The sequence below is a fragment of the Bartonella schoenbuchensis R1 genome (assembly GCF_002022685.1).
GTDB lineage: Bacteria > Pseudomonadota > Alphaproteobacteria > Rhizobiales > Rhizobiaceae > Bartonella > Bartonella schoenbuchensis.
The window spans coordinates 725,454-748,786 of record NZ_CP019789.1; the positions used below are offsets into that span (position 1 = coordinate 725,454).

Below are 23,333 nucleotides of genomic sequence, written 5' to 3' on the forward strand. Positions count from 1 at the left end.
GTTGAGTAAAATAAGTTATAAAAACACGAAAATGGGCTTGTATCGCGCTTTATGATTTGTTAAATCCCCCAAAGTGTAATGTATTTGGCCTCTACCATGTGCGGTCGTGGCGGAATTGGTAGACGCGCAGCGTTGAGGTCGCTGTGGGGCAACCCGTGGAAGTTCGAGTCTTCTCGACCGCACCATTTTATTTATTTAACATGTTGAAATATATAGACTTTTACTTAATTAGATAATTTTAGCCTATCTTTTAGTTTACCCTTTAGAGTTTATACGGTTTTACTTAAATTGTTGTTATTTACAGCGTATTGTCTTTGACAGAAATGCCAAGGTCTCTTTTTTCCATCTTACTGACCTACCTAGCCTTATATGATTTTGGGAATACTCCTTTCATCACCCAATTGCGAATCCTTGTTATTGATATGCTGAAAGCTGTGTACATTCACGTGTCGTGACATATCTATCGCCATCATAAAATATTAATCTAATCTCGTAGCGGTAGAGCTGATTGGTATTGCCGAGCACTTGTGTGCTATTGTTGTAATTAATGGTCAAACACAACGGATGAAAAAGCGATTGAAGCTAGCAGAGATTTTGATTCCAAACATGCCATTATAGCTGAGCTATTTGTAAGTGTTGTTCGTGAAGGAAAAATTTCACAAGAACAAGAAATTTCAGCAGCTGCGGGTATTATTGCTAAAATAGATTTCACTCTTTGGTTTTTGAAATTCTCTTTCAAACAAAGTGATCAATGGCATTAGTGGCACAACACAGCTAATTGATTTTGCCATTGGTGACAGTTCTAGTCGTTAATTTGCTCAAAGAGAGCCGTATCACAACAATCATTCGTGAAAATAGCTATCGCTTATGAGGTAATCGTACGCTTTCATTAGAGATCCAAAATTTGCTTTTATATCAATGTTGAGAACTGCAGATATGATCAATGACGCTATTTTGCATGGGTATAGGGGTTGTTTTGAACATCTCCAAAACTTATATAAACGATATAAATGAAAGTATTAATATCTATTAGCGTGATTTAAAAGCGCAAGGCGTCACATTGAAGGGGATTATTATACTAACACAGAACTTAATAAGCGCTATTGAAAGCAAAAAAAATCTATTTTGATGTCGAATTCCGACCAACAACGTCAACAGAACATATCATGTTTTGTTCACGTATTATCAGTGATTACATAAAGGAGATCTTTTAATGATTGCACCTCCATTACCAAGAGATTTGAAGCGTCTTAATATTTATGTTGATGGGATTCCCTATCGAGAAAAATGTGAAAAGGTTACTTTACCAAGTTTAAAATTCGTCTTTGAATATTTCCGTGGAGGAGGCATGGATGCCCCCATTCCTATTGAGATGGGAATGGAGCCACTCACACTTTCTATGACTATTGCAGATTGTTCTAAAGAACTTCTGGATGCTTTAAGTAAATACGATATTGGTATTTCTCTGCGTGGTACAATGCAAGTACGGGGAACGTCAGAAGAAGGGGTTGCAATCTCTATACGTGGATGTTGCACGGGCTGTAAAGGTAGCTATGATTTTAATAAGCCTACCACAGTGATTGATTATAGGTTGCATTATTTCAAATATGTTCAAAATGACAAGGAAATCGTTGAGATTGATGGTCCCAACATGGTGAGAAAATTCAATGGCGTTGATCAATTAGCAGAATATAGAGAACTTTTAGGATTGTAAAATGATTACAGAACCAAAAATTGAATAATATTCGCTGTTAATTTTTCTATGGGAAGATTACCTATATGTGGAATAACGTGTAACTCTAGTGGAGAAAACCAACGACCGTTTTTGCCTTCATTTTTTAACTCAGCTTTTTTACTCTCAAAAGCTGCTTGAGCAATTTCTTGAAAAACATTGCTTTGCTGCTTTAAAATGCTTTGTTCTCGAAACACAATAGGATCATTGCCACTTTTAAGAATATCGCTATAATGTTTAGCAAGCTCGCGTGCTTCTTTTAAAGAAATTTTTGTAACAGAACCAAGCCCCAACGGCGTTTATTGCGGTAGGTGTAACGAAAAAACCAAGCGCGTGTATTGTCTTTTCGAACATTCAACCACAAACCTGCTCCGTCACAATGCTTGCCCTGAGGAGATGTCTTTATAAACGATGCTGATAGCCTATGAATTGCCCTCACTTAATCCTCTTTCTTGATCACTTTTTAGTCCATTTTTAATTTTTGATATGAGGTTTTTTCTTTAACAATTAATTTTTTTATTGAATGATAAAACGTTATACACAACAGCACGTCTTTGCACCATTTTATATAATTGGATTCATATTGTTAAAGCCTGCTTTGCCTTCTCGTAGTATTATTTATATTCTTTATTATTACTATTTGTATTTTCTTTTATTATTGTGGAAGTGTGGATGAACACAAAAATTCCTTCTTTATCTATTTTTGTTATAATACATTTCTAATAGTAATTCTGTTTAAGTTTGTGAAGAGTCATTTTTTATTATAAACTTAAAGCGTGAGCTCTTTTTTTAATAAGATTGGGTGGTGTTGTAATGAAAATATTTTTAAAATGCGTAATATTTTTTATTTGCACCACTTTGCTCGTAGCGTGTACCAATCAGCGTGCTGTGCTTTGGCATGGGATAAATGCAACACCATCTATGATTGTTACGCAACGAGAAGTTGAAGGTGGATTAATTTCTCCGAAAGCTATTGTTCCAGTGTATGTTGCAACAAGTCGCAGGGCCCAAGACAATTATTCTCAACCTTATGGGGCAGAGCGATCAAATAGAGTGTATTACAATCGCGTTGATGTAGGAATTCCTCAACAGCATATGAAGGGTATCGTTGAAAAAAACGCATATAAACCCAGTCTTGATAAATATTTTACAGCAGTGGCTTTGCAACAATATGACAATAAAGAACGGTTTAAACAGCAATTAAATCTTGCATTAGCCAAAAAGCCAAAAGGAAAAAAAGAAATTTTTCTTTTTATTCATGGTTATAATAATAATTTTGCAGATGGCACATTCCGCACAGCTCAATTTTCTTATGATTATTCTTTAGATACAGTTGCTGTACATTATTCGTGGCCTTCTGCTGGATCCATGCCTTTTTATATTTATGATCGTGATAGTGCTAATTTTGCACGTGACGGGTTAATAGAGCTCTTAACAGTTATCAGTGAAACATCAGCTGATCAAATTTCGGTTATTGCGCATTCTATGGGCAATTTCGTTATCATGGAAGCATTTAGAACTTTAGCTTTGCAGAAAAAGTATAAACCAATTTACCGTATTACAAGCTTCTTAATGGCTGCACCAGATATTGATCTTGATGTATTTGAACGCCAACTTCATGATATTAAAAAATTACCTCATCCAACAGCTATTTTAGTATCTCGCAAGGATAAAGCTCTCGCTTTATCAAGGCGTCTTACGGGTGGGCATGCTCGCGTAGGGGATGGTTCAAGTATTGAAATATTGCGCAAGAATAAAATAGCAGTTTTAGATTTTTCTAATGTTGATGGTGGGGCGCATAGTGTATTTGCATCTTCTCCAACATTAATGGCTCTTTCTAGGGAAGGGTCTTTGGCTTCAGCGATTATGCAGGGTACGGAATTATCACCTGGTCAAGAGATTTTTGCTGATAGTGGTCATATTTTGAAGAAAACAACAGACTTTATTCTTTCTGCACCTATACATCTTTTGTCTCCTTTAACTCATTATTAAATGTGAGGCTTAGAAAGCATAATGTCTACTATAAATGAATTAAGGGCAATATTTTGTAAGTATTTTAGCACTTTTTTTAGAATAGTCTTATAAGGTAAAAGTGAATAGTGGGATAATTTTGTAAAACCAGTCATTAGGTGAGTTTGTGATGGTTACAGAAAAGCACTATGTTAACACATCTACATTAGTTGATTATTTATCCTATTCTGCAGTTAAGCTATTAGATGTTTATGCTATGCTTTTGAAGGTAAAAAAAATAGCAAGGGAAAAAGCCCAGATTTATTGCGTCAAATTGATGTTACTAAAAAGCAGCTAGATGAGATGAGTTATGCTCTTATTTTGGAATATCGCAAGCGTCAAGAACATGAGCGTTTTTTAAAACAAGTTTTAATATCAATTTCTGATCAACTATTTTCATTGAATAATAATTTTAAAGAAACGAGTCGTTTTTTATTTCAAGAAATTAGAACACTTCAATCTCAAATGCAGTGTTTTTGTGAAGGTAGAGAGAAACAATCTCTATTAAATAATCAAGAATCTTCTTGTTCTACGTCAAAAATTGATGAAGTCATTAAACGATTACAAAAAGCACGAGAAAAGCTTTCTTTTGAAAATCCGCATCTCTTTGAAGAGTAAGATTGCATAAAATTAGAACTAAAATGCTTTCTAGATTGAGATTTCTGCTTTGTGATGAAGTTTCAATTTTTTCGGTTACCAAAATAGAAAATACTGATTATAAATAAAACTGTTCTTTTTATTTAGAGATCATTTAATAATGATGGATAATTACTTATAACCTTGAAATTTATAGTGTTATTTTCCCTTAAATTCAATTATTAAAGTATATAATAATACACTATGAATTGAATTCATTATAGTGAATTTGAAAAAATATAAATTATTGTTTGTTAACAGAATAATAAAAAGTAATTATGCTTAAATAAAATTAATATATTATGATAAGTATTTCATTTGTGGATAAAAAATAAATACAATTTAAATGATTATAAAAATATTATAATAAAGTGAGTTTTAACTTATAAAGTACATTTTTGATGAATTATAAACCTACTTATAAACCTACATTGCTATTTATTATACTTATTGTGTGTTTATCAGTAGGTGGTTTGATTTCTACGGATATCTTTTTGCCTGCACTTGGAGATATGCGTTATCATTATCAAGTTACTGAATCTCAAATCCAAAATGCAATAGCGATTTTTTTATTGGCGTTAGCTTCTGGGCAACTAATTTATGGGCCTTTTAGCGATAATTTTGGGCGTAAAAAGACACTTTTATTTGGTTTGTTTTTATGGCTGTTTGCAACACTTGGTATAATTTATACAGATACTCTCCAGGCTTTACTTGTATTGCGTTTTTTGCAAGGTCTTGGAGCTTGTGCAGGGATTGTTTTGAGCCGCGCTATTATCAATGATTTGTTGGATAAAAAAGAAGCAGGGAAACTTTATCTAGTTATTTTTCCGTTTGTGGGGGCATCGCCAGCACTAGCACCGTTCATTGGGGGAATATTATTACAGACTTTTCATTGGCAGGCGACTTTTATCTTTTTAAGTCTTTTTATACTCTTAACTATTGTGTTATGTTGCTTTGTACTGACAGAAACTTTACCTCCTATAAAACGTCAATCTTTTACTACTGTAGGACTCATTAAGAATAGTTTTGGGGTTTTAAAAAATAAACAGTTTCTCTTTTATGCACTTATTCCGTGTTTTGCTTACGTGACTTATTTTGCTTATATCGTAGAATCGCCTTTTTTACTAACAGCTTTAGGTTTGTCGTCCGCCTACATTGGTTATAGTTACATTGGTGTTTCTTTAACTTATATCTTGGGTAATTTAGTAGCGAGAAGGTTTCTCAAGAGAGAGGCTATGGAACAAACTATACGGCGTGGATATATTATTTTGTCATAGGGGGAATGTTGTTTACTTTACAAATATTTGTAAGCCCATGGCCACTTGTGACAAGTTTAATAACTATTTCTATTATTACTTTTGGTAATGGTTTTTTATTGCCGTTGGGAACTGCATTGGCCATTTCATCTCATTCACACGCTGCTGGAGCAGCATCTGGCGTTATGGGAGCTTTGCAATTGGGTAGCGCTGCATTGAGTACCGCAATTATCGGAAAAATATCTGGACATATTCCATGGATTGTAGCAATTTTATTGGCTACATATTGCCTAGTAGGTTTTATCATTTATATTCGAAGAGCGCATTATTTTATGACTTTGGAGATAAAATCGTAAGCTAACTTAAAGGATACAATGGGAAAATTTTTGCTTTGTGAGGAAGTTTCAATTTTTTCGGTTACAAGCAATTTTGAACACGTTTGAGTAATTTAGCTGTTAAATAGGATGTTACGAAGCTTTTTATTTGCAAGAGATTATTAAACACGGAATAAAGGAAGCGGAGGATTATTACTTAGCTTGATAAGTGAAAGAGCGTGTTTGGAATGGAGATGCTTTTTATAACTTTGAGGAGGTGCGGCGTGAGCTTGGCTTGGACGATAGATATGAAAAAAGTTCCCAATTTTTAAAAATAAAGTAAAAAGCACGGCGGATTATAATTTTTATGTCAATACATTGCTCCTCTCGAAAATGTATGTGCAATGGGTAAGTCCAGAGGTCAATTATTAGGTTTATAGAAGCATCATGCAGGAGATTACAGGATACTCTGTAACTTCCTATGATAAGGAGTTTGTTGTGTTAGTTTTGGCTGTTGGATACAGGAAGAATATATATAAAGTTAAGGCAAATGCTTCGACTATTTTAAAATTAACATCATATCTTTGTATCCTCCATTAAAAATATTTAATAATTGATATTATTTACAACTATTAACTTATATTATGGCTCCATCATATCGTATACTCTTTGAATATCTGTACAAAATTGTGGAACCTTTTTAATAATTTCACTATAAGCAGGTGTAGTAATTGCTACATCTATTGTAGACACTAGATCTGCCATTTGCGTTTCTGGGGTCATACCATCAGGAGAAGTAAGAAATTTTTCTGCATACTTAAACATTGGATCTTTAAAATTTTGTGCCGAAATAAAAGCATTTTCTTTCCAATTATAGTCATAGCGTAGTGTACGTATATATGCTGGCAAGTTTGTCCATGACATTTCTTTATTATAATCACCCTGTAATAAATTTGCATAACGCCCACACAGAGTAATAAGTATGTGACGATGTCGTACTAAATGAAATCTTGAAAAGAAGTTATTATAACCACGAGAGTATATATATGCTGATGCTTTTTGCATTTTTTCGTAGTGTTCTAAATTTTTGTATTTTTTACTCACATATTTGTCATAAAGCGCATTATACTGATCTAAATCATTTACATTGGTACATCCAAATATCACTAAGGCGGGTAATAAAACTATAAATTTGACGATACGTATCATGATATTCTCCCCACCTTTTGGTTAATCAGTAATTTTTTACTACCGTATAATCGATTCGTTGAAAGGGAGCAATTTACACTAATTTAGATTGATTGAGATAAAAGTATACTAGATCGTGATTTTTTAGTTGACAGGGGTAAAAGAATACAGTATTTAATGACATTACGATACGAGTTTTATTGTGCCAAAAATTACAGTAACAATACTATTTTTATTTTTTACTATATTGCTAGAAGCCCTGCAAATGCGGGGTTCTTTGTTAAAAATATCAAGTTTATTCGTTTTTATTGATTGACGATTTATTGACCTTCTCTTTGTTCTCGAGAGTGAGGTCTTTTTTATATCTCAATCATTCAAAAGGAATAATCTATGGCATCTAGAGTAGAAAGGGTGAACTTTTGTATAACCACTTTCAAAGATATATAGGTCAAAGAATAAAGAATAGAGAAAACAGAATGACATTCTGTCGTAATTTTTCTACATTTTTCAAAGATTGTGCCGCAATATCTCAACAAAGGCTCCAGAGTTTACTGTATTAAAGATCAATTACAAACGCACGAATGGCAAGGTAAAAATGGACAAGAACGTTACATAACGGGAATTGTCTTGCCGCCATATAAGGGTAAATTAAAGCTACTGTGCAGAGAAAATGATGATGATTTTTGTCAAGAGAAGGCTTTACTCTATGACAAAAGCTCAATTTGTAGCATGGATTGAGCAAAATTCTAAAAAGTTTGAATAAGTTATGAGCGGGCATGTAAAAGATATGCACCTTAGCTCACTAAAGATAACCAGGTGATGTTGCTTGATTATGCCGCACAAATGCGGCATTTTTTTAAACAAAACAAAGAAAGGTATTTTTAAAAATGGCTACAACACAAATAGATATCAATGACCCATTAGCAATTAGCGTTTTTGCTAAGGAGCTCAATACAGAAATTTTAAAAGCATTGCCCATTACACCACTTATGGGAAAGGTAAAAATAGCATCATCCAAGTTGAGGATGAATCAGGAAAAACAGCGGGTGATTCAATCACAATGGATTACTTCATTCTCCCAATCAAGGGTGACAGGCTCATTTAAGGTAGCGTAGTAAAATGTAGGCTCAATGGCAAGGCGTAATAAACCATGACCTATTGCACCCGTTTGTTCTATTCCTTCATCGCGAAGGCTATCATCAAGAAAAGGATCAGCAATCATCCCTTTTTTGGAGACAGGTTCTTTTGAATCAACATTACTCTTAATCTTTTCAAGCTGTAACAACCGATCAAGATCAAGAACACGGTTAAAATAGCGCCACATTTCAGCATAAGGGGCAACACGCGTGCCATTATTATCGACATGTGGATAATCAAGCCAATTGTTTGTGATCGTTGCAAGCGATAAGATATCATCAGGAACACTAGGTGCTATGGGATTGTCTGCTGAAATCCCCTGAATATAAACTACATTTCCTTGAGCATTTAAGCCTATGCGGTCAATACGAGGCAGTTTGTAGGTGTAACTGACAATAATATCTCCACCTTCAGCACCATCTAAGACAGTAATTTCTCGTGCTGTAATCTTATCAGCATTCACCTTTGCACGATAATGATAGGTGACTTCATAAGTGCTACCTGGTTTAGGTTCATCACCGGATAAAGACCAGTCAATCGTATCACCCGTCTTTTTAAAGTCTACGCCTTCTTTAAATTCCTTTTTATCCTGAGTCACCTTAACAAAACTCACAATACTTTTATCGGGAACACCATCACGCCCTGATGCTACTGCACCACGTGTGACATTAGTGGTCTTTTCTTTTGTGAGTAAAATAGAGTGAACAGTTGCGATGGGAAAATAATAAGTTTCAAACGTAAAGCTTGCCTTCTCCGATTTAGTTGCCTTGGCTTTCTTGGATGTAAAGAGATGTGTTTCACTTGGCACTATACCTTCACAGTAGTCTTCTGGCTCTTCATGCCTTAAAGCAGCAAGGCGTTTATGTTTAAAGCCATTAATATTGGCTTCACCTTCTTCTATACTAAATATTTGTTTGCCGTCATTTTGTCCTAAGGCTGTCACCCGACAACCATTGACAATATAATGCCCATGAGCACGGTCATAAGTTGCAATAGCTTGCAAAGCAGGTTCTAACAATGAAGGGGGCTTTTGATCAATCAAAGTACCATCTTGTAAGATATAGACAGGGAAGAAAACACCTTCTTGTTCGTCATTTTCCAAAGCCCATACAAGCTTTGCTGTTTCCCTTGCTGCTCCTGGTTCACCTTCTGCCAATGTGCCTGGAATTTGACCTAATAATTGTGGATCATCTTCATGCGTTATCCATTGTTTTTGAAGCTTTACACCAATCTCCACACGTCCAAGCATGGGAATATTGTTTAAAATGGCTTCTGATACAGGGAAGATATCACCTGCAATAAAGATCTTTCCCTCTGTCAAAGTAACTTTTTTGTTTTCTTGATCAACAAAAGCATCTGCACGCTCAATACGGTCACCTTCTTTGGCCACAAGTCTTCCTAAACGGTCATGACGGCCGCGAATAATGGTTTGAACTTCATTGAGTTCTGCACTTTGAATAAAAGGGCGCTCTCCATAGAATACAACACTTTGTTGCTCGTCTTTACCTACAGATCGGTCAATTGCAAACGGTAAACCGCTTTCATGCTCCATATTAAAACCTCAATAAAATTTTGAATTGTTCACGAATATCTTTACGTAAAGATAGAGAAATAGGGGTTTTAAGAATCTCCACGCCACCGATAAGCTCATCAGGTTTTAACCACAGTTTGCCAGGCGAAATGTGTTTTGCAGGGGTCGCATGAACAAAAATAGAGACAGATGCTGCTTGTTTATTATCAACATCATGAAATTGCGTTCGTGCAGCAAGCAAAACTTTTGTACCCTTTATAAATGGTGTAAAGTGATGACCTGAATGACTGTAAACTCCATCTGAAACTCTTGTCACTTGCTGGACAATGTTACATCTTCGATAACCCAATCAGCTTATCATCGTTATCTCTTAAAGCCAGATAAAGGGTGCGACCTTTAAACCAATCCGCCATCAATATATCGCGCCCATTTTTTTGATCTGATACCCAAGGAACATTTGCTTCATTCCATGGATAATCTAAACTTTTCCAGCTGAACTCATCATCCTCATCATCAACAAAATTCAATAGGTTATGTTCGCTTTTTTGTGCTGAACCCCAAGGGAAATTGGCTCTATCCCATGAGTAATCCAAACCTTCCCAAACGAGCTCTTCTTGATCATCAATCCAATTGCCAATGAGCTTTCCGTCTTCTTCAGTTAAAGTAAGGCTTATTTCTGTAGAACGCCCAAAGGAAAATACTGTGCCACCTTCTGTCGCGCACGCACCACTTTGAGAGTCAAATATGCTGTCATCTAAGCGAGATATATTCCCCTCTACAATGGGGGCGTCATAACCATGAACACCACGCCAGAAATCAGAGCGTAAACATTCAGAAAGCTTGACAATCCCTTCAATGGCTTTAATTTTGTCTGTATCGGGCAATTGATCAAAATAAAGCTGAAATGAATTCCACCATTTTCGCTCTGGCCATGCCTCTACGAAATGTGCACTAAGGTCTAACCATTCAAGCCCTTTATCAATAGCTGCTAAAGATCCACGTACCCGCTGCCACCCAGGTCCCGTTTCAAGCAAAACATAGAAGTCTGGAACATAAGATGTCAGTTCTCCAAGCCCATATTCTTCAACCAACCATGGCAAGAAGCTTGGGTCTATGATATCAAGCTTTGCACGAGAGATAAAATTGATTGAATCTTCAATACTTTTATGAAAGTCACAAGCATCGGCAAGGCGCTTTTCAAATTTTGTTGTGTTTGTTGGAAGTAAGCACCCAAGCATTACTATAGACGACCTTTGAAGTTGAGTGTTACTTTACCAATGGCTAAAACCTCTTCACTGGAGACGGCAGTATCATGCGTAGGGGTAACAGCAATGACTTTCTGCACACCAGGGATCATCAGTTTTGAAATCCACCATGATGAACTCAATTCACGACCAAGGGCTTGCTCTTTCTTCCAAGCTGCCCGTAAATTTGCCTCCATTTGTGTTAAGATCTCTAAAGAAATTTCAGGTAAAAGCCAAACATCTGCTTCTAAATCTAAAACTGTTGTTACTGCAGCGTGAACTTCAATTGTATCATTCGTCATAATCACGCTTTTATCCGTCAGCACTTCTTTGACTCTTTGTAATAAATCCTCACTGGCTGTTCCTTGTTCATTCTTGCCAAAAATAGCCACGTGAATAGTAGGATTTCTCCCTTTTCGATAAATGATCGCATCCTTCACACGGTTATCTGCTGATAAGGCGAAATATCTGTAATAAGGCTCTGTTCCACCCCCTTTACCAGCCCGTACACGAAGCTTAATGCGTTCACGATAACTGTCATCACTTTCACCCTCCAAGCGTTCAACACCATGCCATTGCCCTAAAGCATCAAGAGCTTCCCCCTTGGCAAAGTCAAGAACGGTATTACGTGCAGCCTCATTAATACGCTGCCTTAATAAAAACTCCCTATAACTTGCAACCTCAATGATTTTAACTGCTGGATCACTTTCCAAAGGTGTGTAATTAGGCAAAAGCTGTTTTAAACTCTCAAGAGAGGCAGCACGTATTTCTTCAATAGAAAGCTCTGGAATGATTTCTGGTTTTATGAAATCCTCATTCATCCTATCTGTAATCCTTCCATAGTTATTGGCTTTCCTGAAGGGACGTAAATTCCTTCAAAAGATATGGAAATTTTTCCCTCTTCAACAGAAGTTAAATTCACTTGTTTAAGCTTAAAACGAGGCTCCCATCTATCTAAAGCCTCTGCAACGGCTGCATAAATGGCCACCTTAAAGGTTTCATTGACCGGATCATCAATCAGATCAAGAACACGTGATCCGTAATCACGACGCATAACCCGTGTACCTATCCGCGTCATTAAAATATCCATGATGGACTGACGCAAGTGGTCAAGCCCGATCATGGATTTGCCTGTTTCACAATTCATTCCTATACTCAAATGGGGCCTCCCGTCATAGCACCACCAGGTGTAACACCAGGGTGTTTATGGCCGCTTCCGACGTTAACGCTATTATGTTTTAACCCACTTGACTTAACAGACACCTCACCACCCGCTTTGAGAGAGGTGCCACTACTTGATTTAAGGGACATATGGCTGCCTGACTCAAGGGATGCACTACCACTTGATTTGAGTGACATATCATTGCCTGACTCAAGAGAAACTCCATCACTTGACTTGATAGAAACATCTCCTTGTGCCTCTAGTGTCATGTTTCCATCTGCCTTTAAAGTCATATCACTTTCTGAAATAATCTTTATACCATCCGGAGCGGTGATTTCTAATTCACCCCCTTCACCTTTCATGGAAACGCCATCGGATATCGTTAAAATGAATTTTCCTTCTGACTTAATCGTCAATGAATAAGTGCTTGTCTCATCATCATATTCAATCGTTGTGCCATCAGGGTATATGGTTGTATGGATATTGCCCTTATCAGCTGCTTGATTGGCATCTGTATGAATAGAGCCAATAATCATCCCTTGTGATAAATCACCTGATGTGGAAAGGACAATGACTTGCTCGCCCACATCACGCCCTTCATAGGAACGAGTTTTTCCTGCACGGGCCTGTGTATCTGGAATCCAATCACTTACAATATTACCACTTTGAACACGATAGCGTGCGTTTTTATGATCAACGTGGCTAATCTTGCCTACCATAACCATATTTGCCACACGCCTTTTTAAATCTGTAATTTCGCTATCACGCCGCTCTAACATGGGGAATTTCCAGTGGTTTGATATTGATCCTTATTGTTAAGACCTGTATCGGGATCAAAGCCTACACAAGGCTCAAAAAAGGCAGCATCTTCTTCTTCAGAAGGGATATTGGTTACATAAGTGACTTCAAAGGTTAAAATAGAACCATGCAATGCTAAGGAGCCATTATCACCAAAGGCCATGGCAATGTTTTGTAAGCGACAGTTTTCAACTGTGTTGTTAAGACTAGGATTGCTATGGAAAATCGCTTCAATTTCCCAAGCTAATTGATCAACAAAACGTGCTCCATTTTCTCTTGTGTCATAGCATTCAACATCAACCGTTAAAATACGTCGTCTTGCCCCATAATCGTGCCCATCTTCTATTGTTTCGCTTTGGGTTGATACATTAACAAATGGGTGATCTCCAGTAGAGAAATTAAAGTCTCGCATATTGTAAACTTCATCACCAGCCGATGTCTTGCCAGCTTTAATCAACTCAACAAACGTTTCTCTTATCGTCTCTCGTGGATGCATCTTAAATCCTGTTATATTGTCTAATAGGTAAAAGTACTTTCTGTTAAAATAACAAGACAACGCTGTGTTTGAAATTAAATATCAATTGTATTATATTGTATTACAGTGCAATACAAATGAGTTAGGAGAGACTGTTATGGTTACTAGTCGTATGGTTCAAGCACGTGTCCCAGAAGATATTCAGAATGTAGCTAGTCAGGTCATTCAGGCCTCTGGTTTGTCAGTGAGTGATGTAGTTAGAGTATTGATGACCCGTATCGCGCAAGATAAAGCTATTCCATCAGTGTTGTTTCAACCTAATGCAGAAACATTGGAAGCCTTTGCTGAACTCGAAACAGGTGGTTTAAAAAAGTTTAATTCAGTAGACGAATTATTTGATGATTTGTATGCGGACGATTGAGCGTACTACTATTTTCAAACGTGATTTCAAACGTGAAATGAAAGGAAGGTATCGCCACCTTTTAGAGAGTGATTTGCGCAAAATTATTGAAGCATTAGCCAATGACCAACCGTTAGAACCGCGGCATCATGATCATGCATTAACCGGAAATTGGAGTGATTACCGAGACTGTCATATTCGACCTGATTTGGTATTGATTTATCGTTTAATCAGTCAGGATAGATTGGTTTTGGTACGTCTTGGTTCTCATTCTGAACTTGATTTATGATTGAAGAATCGATCTCCTTTTTGTTTTAAATAATAATTTTTACTTTACATCAGACACAGCGTCCTCACGAAGGATAAGCTTATACATATTTGATTCCGAAGCTTGTACATTTGCGACAGAAAAATTCTCTTGAGAAGCAAGAAGAACAATACGATCTCCTAGTTCAGGAAGCACGCCTCCAATATCATTGATGCAAACATCAAGTTCTTTTCTTGGGATTGTTGTTTTTACTCTTCCCCAGCTTCTGGCTCTGCATGCTTAATGCTATAAATCGCTATGATATGAAAAGATTGCCCTGTTTTCTTTCGTGTATAGATAACGGGCTGCCCAAAAGTGTCGCGTACATCTTCAATCATTTGACTGAGCAGCCCATACCATTGCATTTTATTGTGCTTTCACTACTGCTTTGAAGAGCATTTCAGGACGCGCGCAAATGAAGAGTGGATAACTGTATACTTCAGCTCTCACCCACGCGTCATTATCGCGATCTATAACAAGTGTAGGATAAAGAGGTTTACCGACTGTATTAACAACCTTCCAACTTTCACCTGGAGCAAATGTTTTTTGGAATACACCAGGCACATTAACAGGAACAAATTGACATTCATCAGGCTTAATACCTATGCTTCGTTTTGTCTTGGATTTAGTATTCATATTATAATCATGAATGTTGCAGTAATTAACAAACGTCGCACCAGCAAAATCAAAACTTCCAAAGCTTCCTAATTCAATAGCTCCAGGCGTTGCGATACCTGCTGTACTATTTAATGTTTGTGCTAAAGATGTGTTGAGATAAGTTTCACGAATTGTTTTGTGATTTTTTAACTTGAAAAAGAATTCATCTCCACAAAACCCAATAATTCGTGAACGAGTGGAAAATGTATTGCCTGAAGCTTTAACCATCTTGATGCGAATTTGATTAACCATATAAGAAACATCGGTTGTGTCCTCATTTAGTTTAAAATCAATAGGCTCTGGTGGTGTGATCCCCCATTCCTTATACCAATCATAAAGCACTGATCCATCAGCATCGAGAACAATACCTTGGATAGCTCCAAGCTGCATATTTTCCCAAGTCAGTTCAATTTCCTCAATCAGCTTCTTTTGCCTTTTAGCGATAAATTTCATCGCTGTTTCAAGCTGATCTTCTGTACCAAATTCTCGCCGATCTTGAATTTCTTCCGCCTTTATTGTGTCGCTTTTAGCAATACGTGTTGTTGGAAAAAACCGAACGTTGCGACTATCTCTACCTGCTTCTATTAAAGGTGAGCCGCGTTCACTTGTTGGAATGAGTGATAATTTGTTGTCACGTCTCTCAATGCCAACTGTTGTCTTGTTTGTCTCAACTTCCTCAAAAAGGTTAAGTGAACCAATCAGATCAGGTTTAAACGCGTAATTCTCAATCGCTTTCATCATTGTTGCCATTGAGAATGCGTTGTGATTAAAAAAACTTATATCCATATTTGTATGTCTCCTATCGCAATAGAATGTTATTTTTTTCTAAGATCTGAATGGCAGTTTCCTTTTTCTTTTCGTCAATTTTGTCAGGCCATATCAGTTCAGATTTTTTTACTGTGCATAAACGCACTGTAATCGTTGCACGTTGATCGCTTTGTGATACATCAACATTGGCATAAGAAATTCCCGCTGGAATTTCACTGCCATCTGATGCATCAGGATTAAACGGCACATATTTACCCGTTGATGTCACAAGCCCCATGACGGTTCCCGCTACAACTTCATCTCCTTGTGCAAAGATTACTTCCTCGTTTGACATGTCAGGATCATAACGCCCAAGATAAGCGCTATTACGAGGGCCTTCATAAAAAACTTTACTCATTGTATTGTGCTCCAAACTTTATCCCATTTTGCATAAATATTTGCTTGAGTGTTTCCTTCCGGATGGGGTGCATAAGGCGATACGGCTAAAGCCTCGCTTTGTGACGTAGCATTAGCTAGAATAATGCTCTTTGCTTCCTCTAAACTCATACCATCTTGAATAGCTTGTGCAGCATTAAAAGAAACACCTAGACGCTGAGCTTGCTTTTCCAGAGTCATAAAGCTCTGAGCACGCTTTCTTTCTTGTTCAAGTGCCGCTTGAATACCTGCATCCTTGTCTTCATTAAAGACCTCAGCGTTAACACCAATGTCAACAGCGCTTACTTCTGCAGAAGCTTCAATTTTTTCGCTTTCCTCTCCTGCAGATGATTGTACAGAAAGCTCACCATCATCTTTGGCGCGATATCTTGTCCGTAATAGATTCACCATATATTTAATTCCTTTGTTTGATTTCATATTCATGATTATTGAATGGAAGCGGTTAGAGCTTCCAAAGCTTGTGCAAATGTGCCTTGCGCATCTGCTAACCCAAGCTCTACAGCTTGGGTGCCTATAAATGTCTCTGCTTTCGTGTCGCGGATCGCTTGAGCACTTGTAGGTCTGTTTTGTGCAACTAAATCGACAAACATGTCATAGAGAAGCGCACAATCTGCTTGCATCTTTTCAAGGGCTTTATCAGCCAATGGCTCGTGAGGATTACCGTGAACTTTGTGATCTCCTTCATAGACAAAAGTCCATTTATATCCGTCCATTTCATCAGCACGGGACTGATCAAGGTGAGCACACACAACCCCAATTGATCCAACAATACCCGTGCGTGCAACCCAAATTTGAGAAGCCGCACAAGCAATGGCATAAGCTGCTGAACAGGCCATTTCATTAGCATGTGCCCAGATGGGTTTATTGTATTCTTGTGAAAGCGCACGAAACGCGTCAACTAAATCAAAAACACCACCTGCTTCGCCGCCGCCACTATCAATATCCAGTAAAATTGCACGAACATCAGGTTGCCCAATGGCTTCTTGAAAAGCCTCGCGCAGACCATTGTAAGAAGTTAATCCTGACGCAGCACTAAGCCACGCACCACGACGCACAAGCGTGCCATGAACCGGAAGAATAGCGACATGATTTTTAACCACATAAGTTTCTGGAGGAGCTTGAAAGATAGAATCCTCTTGAGAAAATGCCCCAGGGGAAAATTTATTTCCCTCAAAAAGGCGTGGTGTCATTAAATTGAGAATGACATCAAACTTTGTAGGGGCGAGCATATGCGGTACATTAAAAAGTCGTGAAACCAAAAAGGGCATATCAATGTTATTCTTCATCTTCATGCGCTTTATTGTTGTGATCATTTTCATCGGGTTCGTCAGTGTTACTCAAACCAGTAGAAAAATCTTCACCATCTGTGTCGAATGATAATCCTCGTGCTTGTGCGTCTTTTTGCTCTTCTTCAAATTCTGCATGAATGGTATCAATATCAAAACCACGCTCAGCAAGTGCCATGCGTCGTGTTTTTAAACCTGCTCGGATTTCTTCTTTCTCAGCTGAGATGTCTTTGTTTGGATCAATCATCTCAAGTGGTGGCGCAAAGCTTTCACATTGGATCCATGGTAAAGGATTTTCTTCCCATCCTGGCAACTCAACACACCCAGCAAGCACGGCTAGTTGGACAAAGCGTTCCCAAATAACGCGATTGAATTGAAAAGCGATGATGTTTTCACGCCATTGTTTGATGTGACGTCTAAACTGAATAATGGATGTGCGTACGTTAGAAAAGTTACCTCGTGTTACATCACCTGTAACAATGGCATAAGGTATATTTAAAGCTGCACTAATTTTTAAATTATTGCGATATTGAAAGGCTTCATAAGAACCTCCAACTTCTACAGGATTGGAGAATGTAATTTGTCTATTGCCATCCACGACATTGATTGATCCTGGCGTCATTGGCAAGTCGGGAAGTGTTTGTGAAGGAGGTTCGGATTTATTTTCACCATGATTGTCTGGCGCTATCGTCTCACCAGAGTCTGATCCTGTGATAAAGACAGCAAAAAGAGCAGCGGTTCTTTTTCTCTCAAGTTCTGCATCATCATAACTTTCAAGTTGAAAGATCTTCGTCATACAGCGCGTGACTTTGGGGCATCCACGCAGTTGTCCTGCAGTGCGGCGATCTTTAATATGAATAACCAATTCAGCAGGCACTCTAATGCGTTCTTGACCTGTAAATACCTGAGTTATCTGAGGATCATCGTGAGGGTGACGTTTCCAAAAATGATAAGCGACACGCTTACCCTTTGCATTAAATTCAATTCCCATACGAATGGTGTTGCCTTTAGTTTCTGCTGGTCCGTTATAGGTTAAGTCCAGCATTTCTGAAGGGTAAATTTGTAATTGAAGTGGTACACGTGAGCGCTCATAAAAGTCGGTATAGTGTAGTCTTACAAAACACTCACCAGTTAAAAAAACCTCACGAGCAATTGTTGCTTGAAGACCATAAAAATTAGCATCTTCATCATAATCAGCTTCATCGACCCATTGCCACCAAAGATCAAGAAGCTTTTTCTTTTCTTCCTGAAACCCTTCAATTCTAGGGTAGGGCTTAATCCCATCACTTACTGCTGCTGAAACCCATTCTTCCGTTGCAGATCCGTAAAGGGGTTCATTATCGTAAAGCCATCTTGAACGAGCAACAATTGTATCGCCACATTCTTCAATAGCTTTATTGATGTGTTTTTTTGCAGGGTCAAATCCATTTAATCGACGGCTACGGCTTGCGGCTTCAAAATGTGGGTTATGATTGATTTGATTTACAAGAGAAGACATCATTAATAACCTCGTGATGTGTTAAGATAAAAAGAGTAGAAAGGGTATAAAGGCTTGTACCCTTCAAGAATTGCTATTTCCTCAGCCAGCATTGTAAGGGCTTTGCGTATATCTTCAGTAGAACGATGATTGACTTGCTTATCACCGTGACGGACAGATTGTGCTCCTGAATAAAGTGCGTTTTCCAATTGCTCGCGTCGTTTTTTAAGCTGTGCAAGTCTTTCGTATTTCCAGTTCACTTGGTTTGATTTTTCGTACATAAATTACTCCCTATTCCCTTGCATGTAAGCACTGATCGATGTTCTGATAAATTGCTTTTCAGGTTCTGGTTTTAGTCTTTTTGGGTAGTATGAATCTGTTGAAGGGCTTTCAATGTTTTTCAAGCGCTCTTCTAAGATGTCGACTTCTTTATTGAGATTAAGTCCCGCTAAAATCAGACCCTGTAAGGCAGCATAAGCATAAACCCTACAGTCGAGAGCCTCGTTTCTTGCTGTGTCACTTTTATGCCATTCCATTCGCTGATGGCCTTTAAAATATTTGACCACCTTTTTTCAGCAGTCAGCTGCTCAAAATATTCTCGATCAAGGTTTTTATGAAAGTGCGTTGCACCAGCTCCTGACGCTTCAGGACCTGAATTTTTAAAGCGACTTGTGATGGTATTTTTTGCTGAATCAACACCAACGATATATAAATTAATTTGTCCTTTGTTATTTTTACTGGGGCGACGTGGCCATACAGGGCGTGGTCCTGCTTGTCCTTTAATGCCCCAGATACGCTTTCCTTCACGAGGACGCACATAATTGTAAACGTCTTGTGTATGGTTGCCTCCTGTATCAATACAAGCTGCTGCTATTTGTATCCCGTCTTTGAAACCAGGATGTGGCCATCGTTTTTGAAGATACTCATCCAACTGATCCCAAACGTCTAGAGAAGAGGGATTACCCGGTAGAACTTGATAATCAATATTCCAACTTTCTTCATCACGCCCCCAGCCCACAACTTCAAGCTCTAAGCGATCATTTTGTACATCAATACCCGCTGTAAGGAGGACTACTTGAGCAGGGGCAAGAGGATAGTCTTCACGTTGTGCATACAAGCTATCCGGATCAATGACTTCTCCTGATTTATCTTCCCATGGTTCACCTAGAACAGTATTGACAAAAGCCTGTAAACGCGCAGGATCATTTTTCACCTTTAAAAATTTGCGTACACACTCTTTCCATGTTCTCCAAGGTGAATACAGTGCTGAAATATGGTAAGAGCGCAAACCAGGCTCGCTTGGCTCTTGTGTTGGTATCCAACAAGCCCCCCTTTCTTCAGACAATAAATCTTCTTTACGATGTTCAGCATGTTCATGACCACAATGCGCACAAACAAACACAGCTTTTTCAGGAGCCCCTTTTGGCCATTTAATTTGCGACCAAACAATGGGCTGAAGCGTACCACATCCATCACAAGGCACATTGTAATATCTCTGATCTCCTAAGACAAAATCTTGAGCTATACGACTTATGTCACGATGAGTTGGTGTTGATAATTTAAAAATCTTGCGTTTGACAAAAGACGAGGTGCGTTCTTCAGCAAGAGTTAATGGGTCACCATCTCTATCAACACTCAGCGGATAGGCGTCAACTTCATCAAGGACCAAATAACGAACAGGCATCGATCGCAAACTAGCAGCACTGTTTGCTCCTGTAAGCATCAATGTTCCACCATCAAATTCTTTCGAGAACATTGTATTCCCCTTGTCTCTAGCGCGGGCAGGGGAGATACGTTCGCTTAATGCAGGGCTAGCTTCAATCATAGGGTCAAGACGGTTCTTAGACACTCTCTTAGCCAGATCAACTGTAGGCATCACATAAAGAGCAGGGCCAGGACTATGATGAATAGCATAACCACAAAAGTTTAACGCAGCCTCTGACATACCAATCTGCGCACCTTTCATTACTACCGTTGTTTCAACTGGTACGTAAGAGGAAAGATTGTCCATGATTTCCCGTAAATAAGGGGTGCGTTTAGTTCTCCATAATCCAGGTTCAGCACTGGCTACTGTATTCAAATAACGGTTTTTATCTGCCCATTGTGAAACTGTATAGGGAGGATCTGGTTTACGTGCTTCATTGGCAATTAAAAAAACTTCCTTAATTACTGTATCAATCACTTTTCTCCTCCTTATGATCGGGATGGTTTTGATCATGAAAAGGAAGAGGAATATCAACTGCCTCCTGTAAAGCTTCTCGTATATAGTAATCAATGGTACCAATGAGGCTTGCAGTATCACAATCGACCTGAGCTGCAATACGCGCACCGTAACGATGAGGAAAATGCAACATGGCATCACGGTGGGTTCTTGCAAAACAACTTACCGCCTTCTTCATTTCTTCACGATCAACAGTTGTCTCTCGTAACTGCTCAAGAGCAATTTTTTCTCTTTCAAGAGCAACTTGCATTCTCTTGAGTTTTATCTCGTATTCGTTAGCTCCTTCTATAGAATCCTGCTTTGTTTTTGTGCGAGGTTTTCCATCATCGCCTACAATATAGGCTTGCTTGGTGGGATTCTCATTCCATAGAACAGTGGCTAATTCTTCATTGATAGAACCGTCATCATAAATGGCTTCATCAAACTTTCCCGTTTTAAAACGAGCAACAACTGCATTAGGATAAACACCCATCTTCTTCGCAAAAGCACGAATCGACAGTCCTTGTCTGTTCTTTTTATTCATAATCTTCCGTGATTGAACGTTATGGTTTAAAAGCTATCTCACCATGGAAGGAAGATAGCGTATGATAATTGTTATTTTCCAATAATTTATGTGTACAATGTACAGTCATTTAAAAATTCTGTCGCTAGCGATATGTTGCGCTTGATTGCCCCGCAACACACGTACCCCACTGGAAAGTACCTTTTAAAAACTTTTCTTCCGATAATTTGGTTTGAAACATTAAAATCATCATATTGTTTGTATATAATTGGTATAGTTTAAGAGCGTGGGCCTTTTGATTGACCATATATTCTTGCCGAGCAATTTGGCTCTGTATATTTTTGGTTAGCCTCTCACGTGCATGGTGTTCAATAGAACTTGAGATCTTTGGTTTAGACATGACATAAGCAATCGAGGTGCCTTCTTGTTTTGCAATTGGGAACCTATCTCCAGAGGTTCTTGTAAAGACGTGTCCTCCCATCTTTAGATTGACACGCTCTGGAAATTTTCCTCCCCGAATAAAACCATGGGGCATAATTTCTCTTTTGCCGAAGATTTTATAAATCACGCCACGTTTCGTTTCCCTTGCCTTAAAAATCTTAAGAGGCAATAGCGAAGCTGAACCAATGATATCCGTTTCAAGAAATTTTGCTGTGGCTTTGCCGCTAATATAAATACCTTTCTTAACGCGCTTTGGTGGAATTGAAGCATCCTCTGCAACTTTCTTTTCAGCAAAACGTTCAACCTGCTTTGCTGTGCTATTAATGGCATTACGCAAAGCCCAATGAAGACGCGGTGCTTGAAGACTAGTAAAAGTATTTTCTGCTTGTTGCAGATACCACTTGGCATGGATCTTTAACCCCAAAACCTAAGCCTTTTTAGTGTAGAGTTTTTTGAGTATTTTCGACTTCTCTCATTTCCAATTTTGGAAGATGACGAACAATTTTCATTGTTTCTAGACTTACAGTAATTACCCGTTGAAACAATTCTAAGGGGTAAGCAGGTCTTTTTCCTGCTGTCGCTCATAAAGCTGGAATGTATCGGTTAAACAAAGCCCCTCAAATGGCACATAATCTCCACCCATAATGCTATGATATGTGGCTTCAATATTAATGCCCGCGACATAGTATGCTAACGGTACTATTTCATTGGCATAAATCTCATGACGGAACTTATATTCCATCTCCTCTTTTTTAATCAGTCCAGATTGTAAAAGTCGTGTGATAAAAGTTCCCGTTCCCGTAAACGGGTCCATAATCTTAACACCAGGTGAACCAAGTGTTTTGCCAAATTCAGTTTGTAATACCTCATTAACTGAATTAATAATAAAATCGACCACTTCAGTAGGAGTATAGACAATACCTAGTTTTTGAGCAGTGAGTGGAAAAGCATAACGAAAAAACTTCTCATAAATCTCTAAAATCAAGTTTTGCTTTTCTTGTGGATCAGTAATTCCACTGGCCCGTAATTTTACACCAGCGTAAAAGCTCTCAAGATCTTTGGATTCTTGCTCAAAGTTAGCTTTCTTAAGCGCATCAAGAACACACTGTATAGCACGTGATACAGGATTTTCACGAGTAAATTGATACCCTTCAAACAACACTTCAAATACAGGAAGCATGATAATATGCTGTGCAAGCATTTCAATCGCATCGCCTTCTGTAGTCGTGTTATTTAAATCATCACGCAATTTTGCTAAGAAACTGTCAAAGGCTTGCCGTACTTCAGTATTTGGCTCTGCTAAAATGCTTGTTAAGCGCGTGATATAATTTTGAGCAGTCTCAGCAAAGCGTTCAA

17 protein-coding genes, 1 tRNA gene and 12 pseudogenes are annotated in these 23,333 nt (G+C 38.1%); 9 read left to right on the forward strand and 21 right to left on the reverse strand.

Features of this window, described 5'->3' with window-relative positions; translation table 11 throughout:
- The first annotated feature begins 100 nt into the window (after positions 1-100).
- Positions 101-185: transfer RNA gene (locus BscR1v2_RS02970), tRNA-Leu, on the forward strand.
- Positions 186-294: 109 nt separating this feature from the next.
- Here the strand turns inward: BscR1v2_RS02970 and BscR1v2_RS08185 are convergent.
- Positions 295-489, reverse strand: a pseudogene (locus BscR1v2_RS08185) (helix-turn-helix transcriptional regulator).
- Between BscR1v2_RS08185 and BscR1v2_RS08490 the strand changes: the two are divergent.
- Both BscR1v2_RS08490 and BscR1v2_RS02975 read left to right on the forward strand, forming a co-directional pair.
- A pseudogene (locus BscR1v2_RS08490) lies at positions 484-1,214 on the forward strand (phage tail sheath protein); the annotation flags it as partial. The pseudogenes BscR1v2_RS08185 and BscR1v2_RS08490 overlap by 6 nt on opposite strands.
- Complete coding sequence (locus BscR1v2_RS02975) at positions 1,214-1,714, forward strand: phage major tail tube protein (RefSeq protein WP_078689697.1); 501 nt, start codon at positions 1,214-1,216, stop codon at positions 1,712-1,714. The pseudogene BscR1v2_RS08490 and the gene BscR1v2_RS02975, both read left to right, overlap by 1 nt.
- Positions 1,715-1,734: 20 nt before the next feature.
- Here the strand turns inward: BscR1v2_RS02975 and BscR1v2_RS02980 are convergent.
- Positions 1,735-2,171: pseudogene (locus tag BscR1v2_RS02980) on the reverse strand (Arm DNA-binding domain-containing protein); the annotation flags it as partial.
- 374 nt (positions 2,172-2,545) lie between these two features.
- Between BscR1v2_RS02980 and BscR1v2_RS02985 the strand changes: the two are divergent.
- The 3 genes and pseudogenes from BscR1v2_RS02985 to BscR1v2_RS02995 all read left to right on the forward strand — a co-directional run bounded on the left by BscR1v2_RS02985 (position 2,546) and on the right by BscR1v2_RS02995 (position 5,990).
- The gene (locus BscR1v2_RS02985; protein WP_078690304.1) at positions 2,546-3,724 is read left to right on the forward strand and encodes an alpha/beta hydrolase; all 1,179 of its coding nucleotides are present in this window, start codon (positions 2,546-2,548) and stop codon (positions 3,722-3,724) included.
- A gap of 148 nt (positions 3,725-3,872) precedes the next feature.
- Positions 3,873-4,360, forward strand: a pseudogene (locus BscR1v2_RS02990) (hypothetical protein).
- A 419-nt stretch (positions 4,361-4,779) separates the two neighbouring features.
- Positions 4,780-5,990 (forward strand): annotated as a pseudogene (locus BscR1v2_RS02995) (multidrug effflux MFS transporter).
- A 600-nt stretch (positions 5,991-6,590) separates the two neighbouring features.
- On the opposite strand, the gene BscR1v2_RS03000 reads toward BscR1v2_RS02995, so the two are convergent.
- A complete protein-coding gene (locus BscR1v2_RS03000) occupies positions 6,591-7,157 on the reverse strand; it encodes a hypothetical protein (protein ID WP_078689698.1) in 567 nt (188 codons plus the stop codon).
- Between the two features lie 471 nt (positions 7,158-7,628).
- Here BscR1v2_RS03000 and BscR1v2_RS08190 point away from each other — a divergent pair, with 471 nt between their 5' ends.
- Positions 7,629-7,874 carry a single stranded DNA-binding domain-containing protein gene (locus BscR1v2_RS08190; RefSeq protein WP_257787981.1) on the forward strand — a complete coding sequence of 82 codons (246 nt, stop codon included), beginning with the start codon at positions 7,629-7,631 and terminating at the stop codon, positions 7,872-7,874.
- Between the two features lie 325 nt (positions 7,875-8,199).
- On the opposite strand, the pseudogene BscR1v2_RS03010 reads toward BscR1v2_RS08190, so the two are convergent.
- The 7 genes and pseudogenes from BscR1v2_RS03010 to BscR1v2_RS03040 form a co-directional block, all read right to left on the reverse strand.
- Positions 8,200-9,825 (reverse strand): annotated as a pseudogene (locus BscR1v2_RS03010) (DUF4815 domain-containing protein); the annotation flags it as partial.
- Position 9,826: 1 nt separating this feature from the next.
- Positions 9,827-10,120 (reverse strand): hypothetical protein, encoded by a 294-nt coding sequence (locus tag BscR1v2_RS03015; RefSeq protein WP_153301973.1) that lies wholly within the window; start codon positions 10,118-10,120, stop codon positions 9,827-9,829.
- 13 nt (positions 10,121-10,133) lie between these two features.
- A complete protein-coding gene (locus BscR1v2_RS03020) occupies positions 10,134-11,042 on the reverse strand; it encodes a phage tail protein (protein WP_236829013.1) in 909 nt (302 codons plus the stop codon).
- A 2-nt stretch (positions 11,043-11,044) separates the two neighbouring features.
- Positions 11,045-11,869: a baseplate J/gp47 family protein gene (locus BscR1v2_RS03025; protein ID WP_078689701.1), complete on the reverse strand. Its 825-nt coding sequence runs from the start codon at positions 11,867-11,869 to the stop codon at positions 11,045-11,047.
- Positions 11,866-12,207: a GPW/gp25 family protein gene (locus BscR1v2_RS03030; RefSeq protein ID WP_078689702.1), complete on the reverse strand. Its 342-nt coding sequence runs from the start codon at positions 12,205-12,207 to the stop codon at positions 11,866-11,868. The genes BscR1v2_RS03025 and BscR1v2_RS03030 overlap by 4 nt, the downstream gene beginning before the upstream one ends.
- Positions 12,204-12,989 carry a phage baseplate assembly protein V gene (locus BscR1v2_RS03035; RefSeq protein ID WP_078689703.1) on the reverse strand — a complete coding sequence of 262 codons (786 nt, stop codon included), beginning with the start codon at positions 12,987-12,989 and terminating at the stop codon, positions 12,204-12,206. The genes BscR1v2_RS03030 and BscR1v2_RS03035 overlap by 4 nt, the downstream gene beginning before the upstream one ends.
- Positions 12,973-13,504: pseudogene (locus tag BscR1v2_RS03040) on the reverse strand (hypothetical protein). The gene BscR1v2_RS03035 and the pseudogene BscR1v2_RS03040 overlap by 17 nt, the downstream one beginning before the upstream one ends.
- A gap of 136 nt (positions 13,505-13,640) precedes the next feature.
- Between BscR1v2_RS03040 and BscR1v2_RS03045 the strand changes: the two are divergent.
- Both BscR1v2_RS03045 and BscR1v2_RS03050 read left to right on the forward strand, forming a co-directional pair.
- A complete protein-coding gene (locus tag BscR1v2_RS03045; protein WP_010703933.1) occupies positions 13,641-13,904 on the forward strand; it encodes a type II toxin-antitoxin system RelB/DinJ family antitoxin in 264 nt (87 codons plus the stop codon).
- Complete coding sequence (locus BscR1v2_RS03050; protein ID WP_010703932.1) at positions 13,891-14,172, forward strand: type II toxin-antitoxin system YafQ family toxin; 282 nt, start codon at positions 13,891-13,893, stop codon at positions 14,170-14,172. The genes BscR1v2_RS03045 and BscR1v2_RS03050 overlap by 14 nt, the downstream gene beginning before the upstream one ends.
- A gap of 39 nt (positions 14,173-14,211) precedes the next feature.
- Here the strand turns inward: BscR1v2_RS03050 and BscR1v2_RS03055 are convergent.
- From BscR1v2_RS03055 to BscR1v2_RS03105, 11 genes and pseudogenes are all read right to left on the reverse strand, one after another.
- Positions 14,212-14,555: pseudogene (locus BscR1v2_RS03055) on the reverse strand (head-tail joining protein).
- A gap of 1 nt (position 14,556) precedes the next feature.
- Positions 14,557-15,633 (reverse strand): major capsid protein, encoded by a 1,077-nt coding sequence (locus tag BscR1v2_RS03060; protein ID WP_078689704.1) that lies wholly within the window; start codon positions 15,631-15,633, stop codon positions 14,557-14,559.
- Between the two features lie 13 nt (positions 15,634-15,646).
- The gene (locus BscR1v2_RS03065) at positions 15,647-16,012 is read right to left on the reverse strand and encodes a head decoration protein (protein ID WP_078689705.1); all 366 of its coding nucleotides are present in this window, start codon (positions 16,010-16,012) and stop codon (positions 15,647-15,649) included.
- On the reverse strand, positions 16,009-16,440 hold the full coding sequence (locus BscR1v2_RS08195) for a hypothetical protein (protein WP_236829014.1): 432 nt from the start codon (positions 16,438-16,440) through the stop codon (positions 16,009-16,011). The genes BscR1v2_RS03065 and BscR1v2_RS08195 overlap by 4 nt, the downstream gene beginning before the upstream one ends.
- Positions 16,441-16,481: 41 nt before the next feature.
- Positions 16,482-17,336, reverse strand: a pseudogene (locus tag BscR1v2_RS03075) (S49 family peptidase); the annotation flags it as partial.
- A complete protein-coding gene (locus tag BscR1v2_RS03080) occupies positions 17,326-18,837 on the reverse strand; it encodes a phage portal protein (protein WP_153301975.1) in 1,512 nt (503 codons plus the stop codon). The pseudogene BscR1v2_RS03075 and the gene BscR1v2_RS03080, both read right to left, overlap by 11 nt.
- Positions 18,837-19,094, reverse strand: coding sequence for a phage head-tail joining protein (locus tag BscR1v2_RS03085; protein WP_010704175.1), 258 nt, complete (start codon positions 19,092-19,094; stop codon positions 18,837-18,839). Before BscR1v2_RS03085 ends, BscR1v2_RS03080 begins: the two co-directional genes overlap by 1 nt.
- A 3-nt stretch (positions 19,095-19,097) precedes the next feature.
- Positions 19,098-21,031 (reverse strand): annotated as a pseudogene (locus BscR1v2_RS03090) (phage terminase large subunit family protein).
- Positions 20,988-21,557, reverse strand: a complete 570-nt coding sequence (locus tag BscR1v2_RS03095) for a hypothetical protein (RefSeq protein ID WP_078689706.1) — start codon at positions 21,555-21,557, stop codon at positions 20,988-20,990. Before BscR1v2_RS03095 ends, BscR1v2_RS03090 begins: the two are co-directional and overlap by 44 nt.
- 268 nt (positions 21,558-21,825) lie before the next feature.
- A pseudogene (locus BscR1v2_RS03100) lies at positions 21,826-22,401 on the reverse strand (hypothetical protein); the annotation flags it as partial.
- Between the two features lie 129 nt (positions 22,402-22,530).
- Positions 22,531-23,322, reverse strand: a pseudogene (locus BscR1v2_RS03105) (N-6 DNA methylase); the annotation flags it as partial.
- Positions 23,323-23,333 lie beyond the last annotated feature (11 nt).

Excerpts from the sequence above, each read along its gene's own strand:
- BscR1v2_RS02975 (WP_078689697.1), top strand. The coding sequence starts at position 1,214 with ATGATTGCACCTCCATTACCAAGAGATTTGAAGCGTCTTAATATTTAT.
- BscR1v2_RS02985 (WP_078690304.1), top strand. The coding sequence starts at position 2,546 with ATGAAAATATTTTTAAAATGCGTAATATTTTTTATTTGCACCACTTTG.
- BscR1v2_RS03000 (WP_078689698.1), bottom strand. The coding sequence starts at position 7,157 with ATGATACGTATCGTCAAATTTATAGTTTTATTACCCGCCTTAGTGATA.
- BscR1v2_RS03020 (WP_236829013.1), bottom strand. The coding sequence starts at position 11,042 with ATGCTTGGGTGCTTACTTCCAACAAACACAACAAAATTTGAAAAGCGC.
- BscR1v2_RS03025 (WP_078689701.1), bottom strand. The coding sequence starts at position 11,869 with ATGAATGAGGATTTCATAAAACCAGAAATCATTCCAGAGCTTTCTATT.
- BscR1v2_RS03035 (WP_078689703.1), bottom strand. The coding sequence starts at position 12,989 with ATGTTAGAGCGGCGTGATAGCGAAATTACAGATTTAAAAAGGCGTGTG.
- BscR1v2_RS03045 (WP_010703933.1), top strand. The coding sequence starts at position 13,641 with ATGGTTACTAGTCGTATGGTTCAAGCACGTGTCCCAGAAGATATTCAG.
- BscR1v2_RS03050 (WP_010703932.1), top strand. The coding sequence starts at position 13,891 with ATGCGGACGATTGAGCGTACTACTATTTTCAAACGTGATTTCAAACGT.
- BscR1v2_RS03060 (WP_078689704.1), bottom strand. The coding sequence starts at position 15,633 with ATGGATATAAGTTTTTTTAATCACAACGCATTCTCAATGGCAACAATG.
- BscR1v2_RS03065 (WP_078689705.1), bottom strand. The coding sequence starts at position 16,012 with ATGAGTAAAGTTTTTTATGAAGGCCCTCGTAATAGCGCTTATCTTGGG.
- BscR1v2_RS08195 (WP_236829014.1), bottom strand. The coding sequence starts at position 16,440 with ATGGTGAATCTATTACGGACAAGATATCGCGCCAAAGATGATGGTGAG.
- BscR1v2_RS03080 (WP_153301975.1), bottom strand. The coding sequence starts at position 18,837 with ATGATGTCTTCTCTTGTAAATCAAATCAATCATAACCCACATTTTGAA.
- BscR1v2_RS03085 (WP_010704175.1), bottom strand. The coding sequence starts at position 19,094 with ATGTACGAAAAATCAAACCAAGTGAACTGGAAATACGAAAGACTTGCA.
- BscR1v2_RS03095 (WP_078689706.1), bottom strand. The coding sequence starts at position 21,557 with ATGAATAAAAAGAACAGACAAGGACTGTCGATTCGTGCTTTTGCGAAG.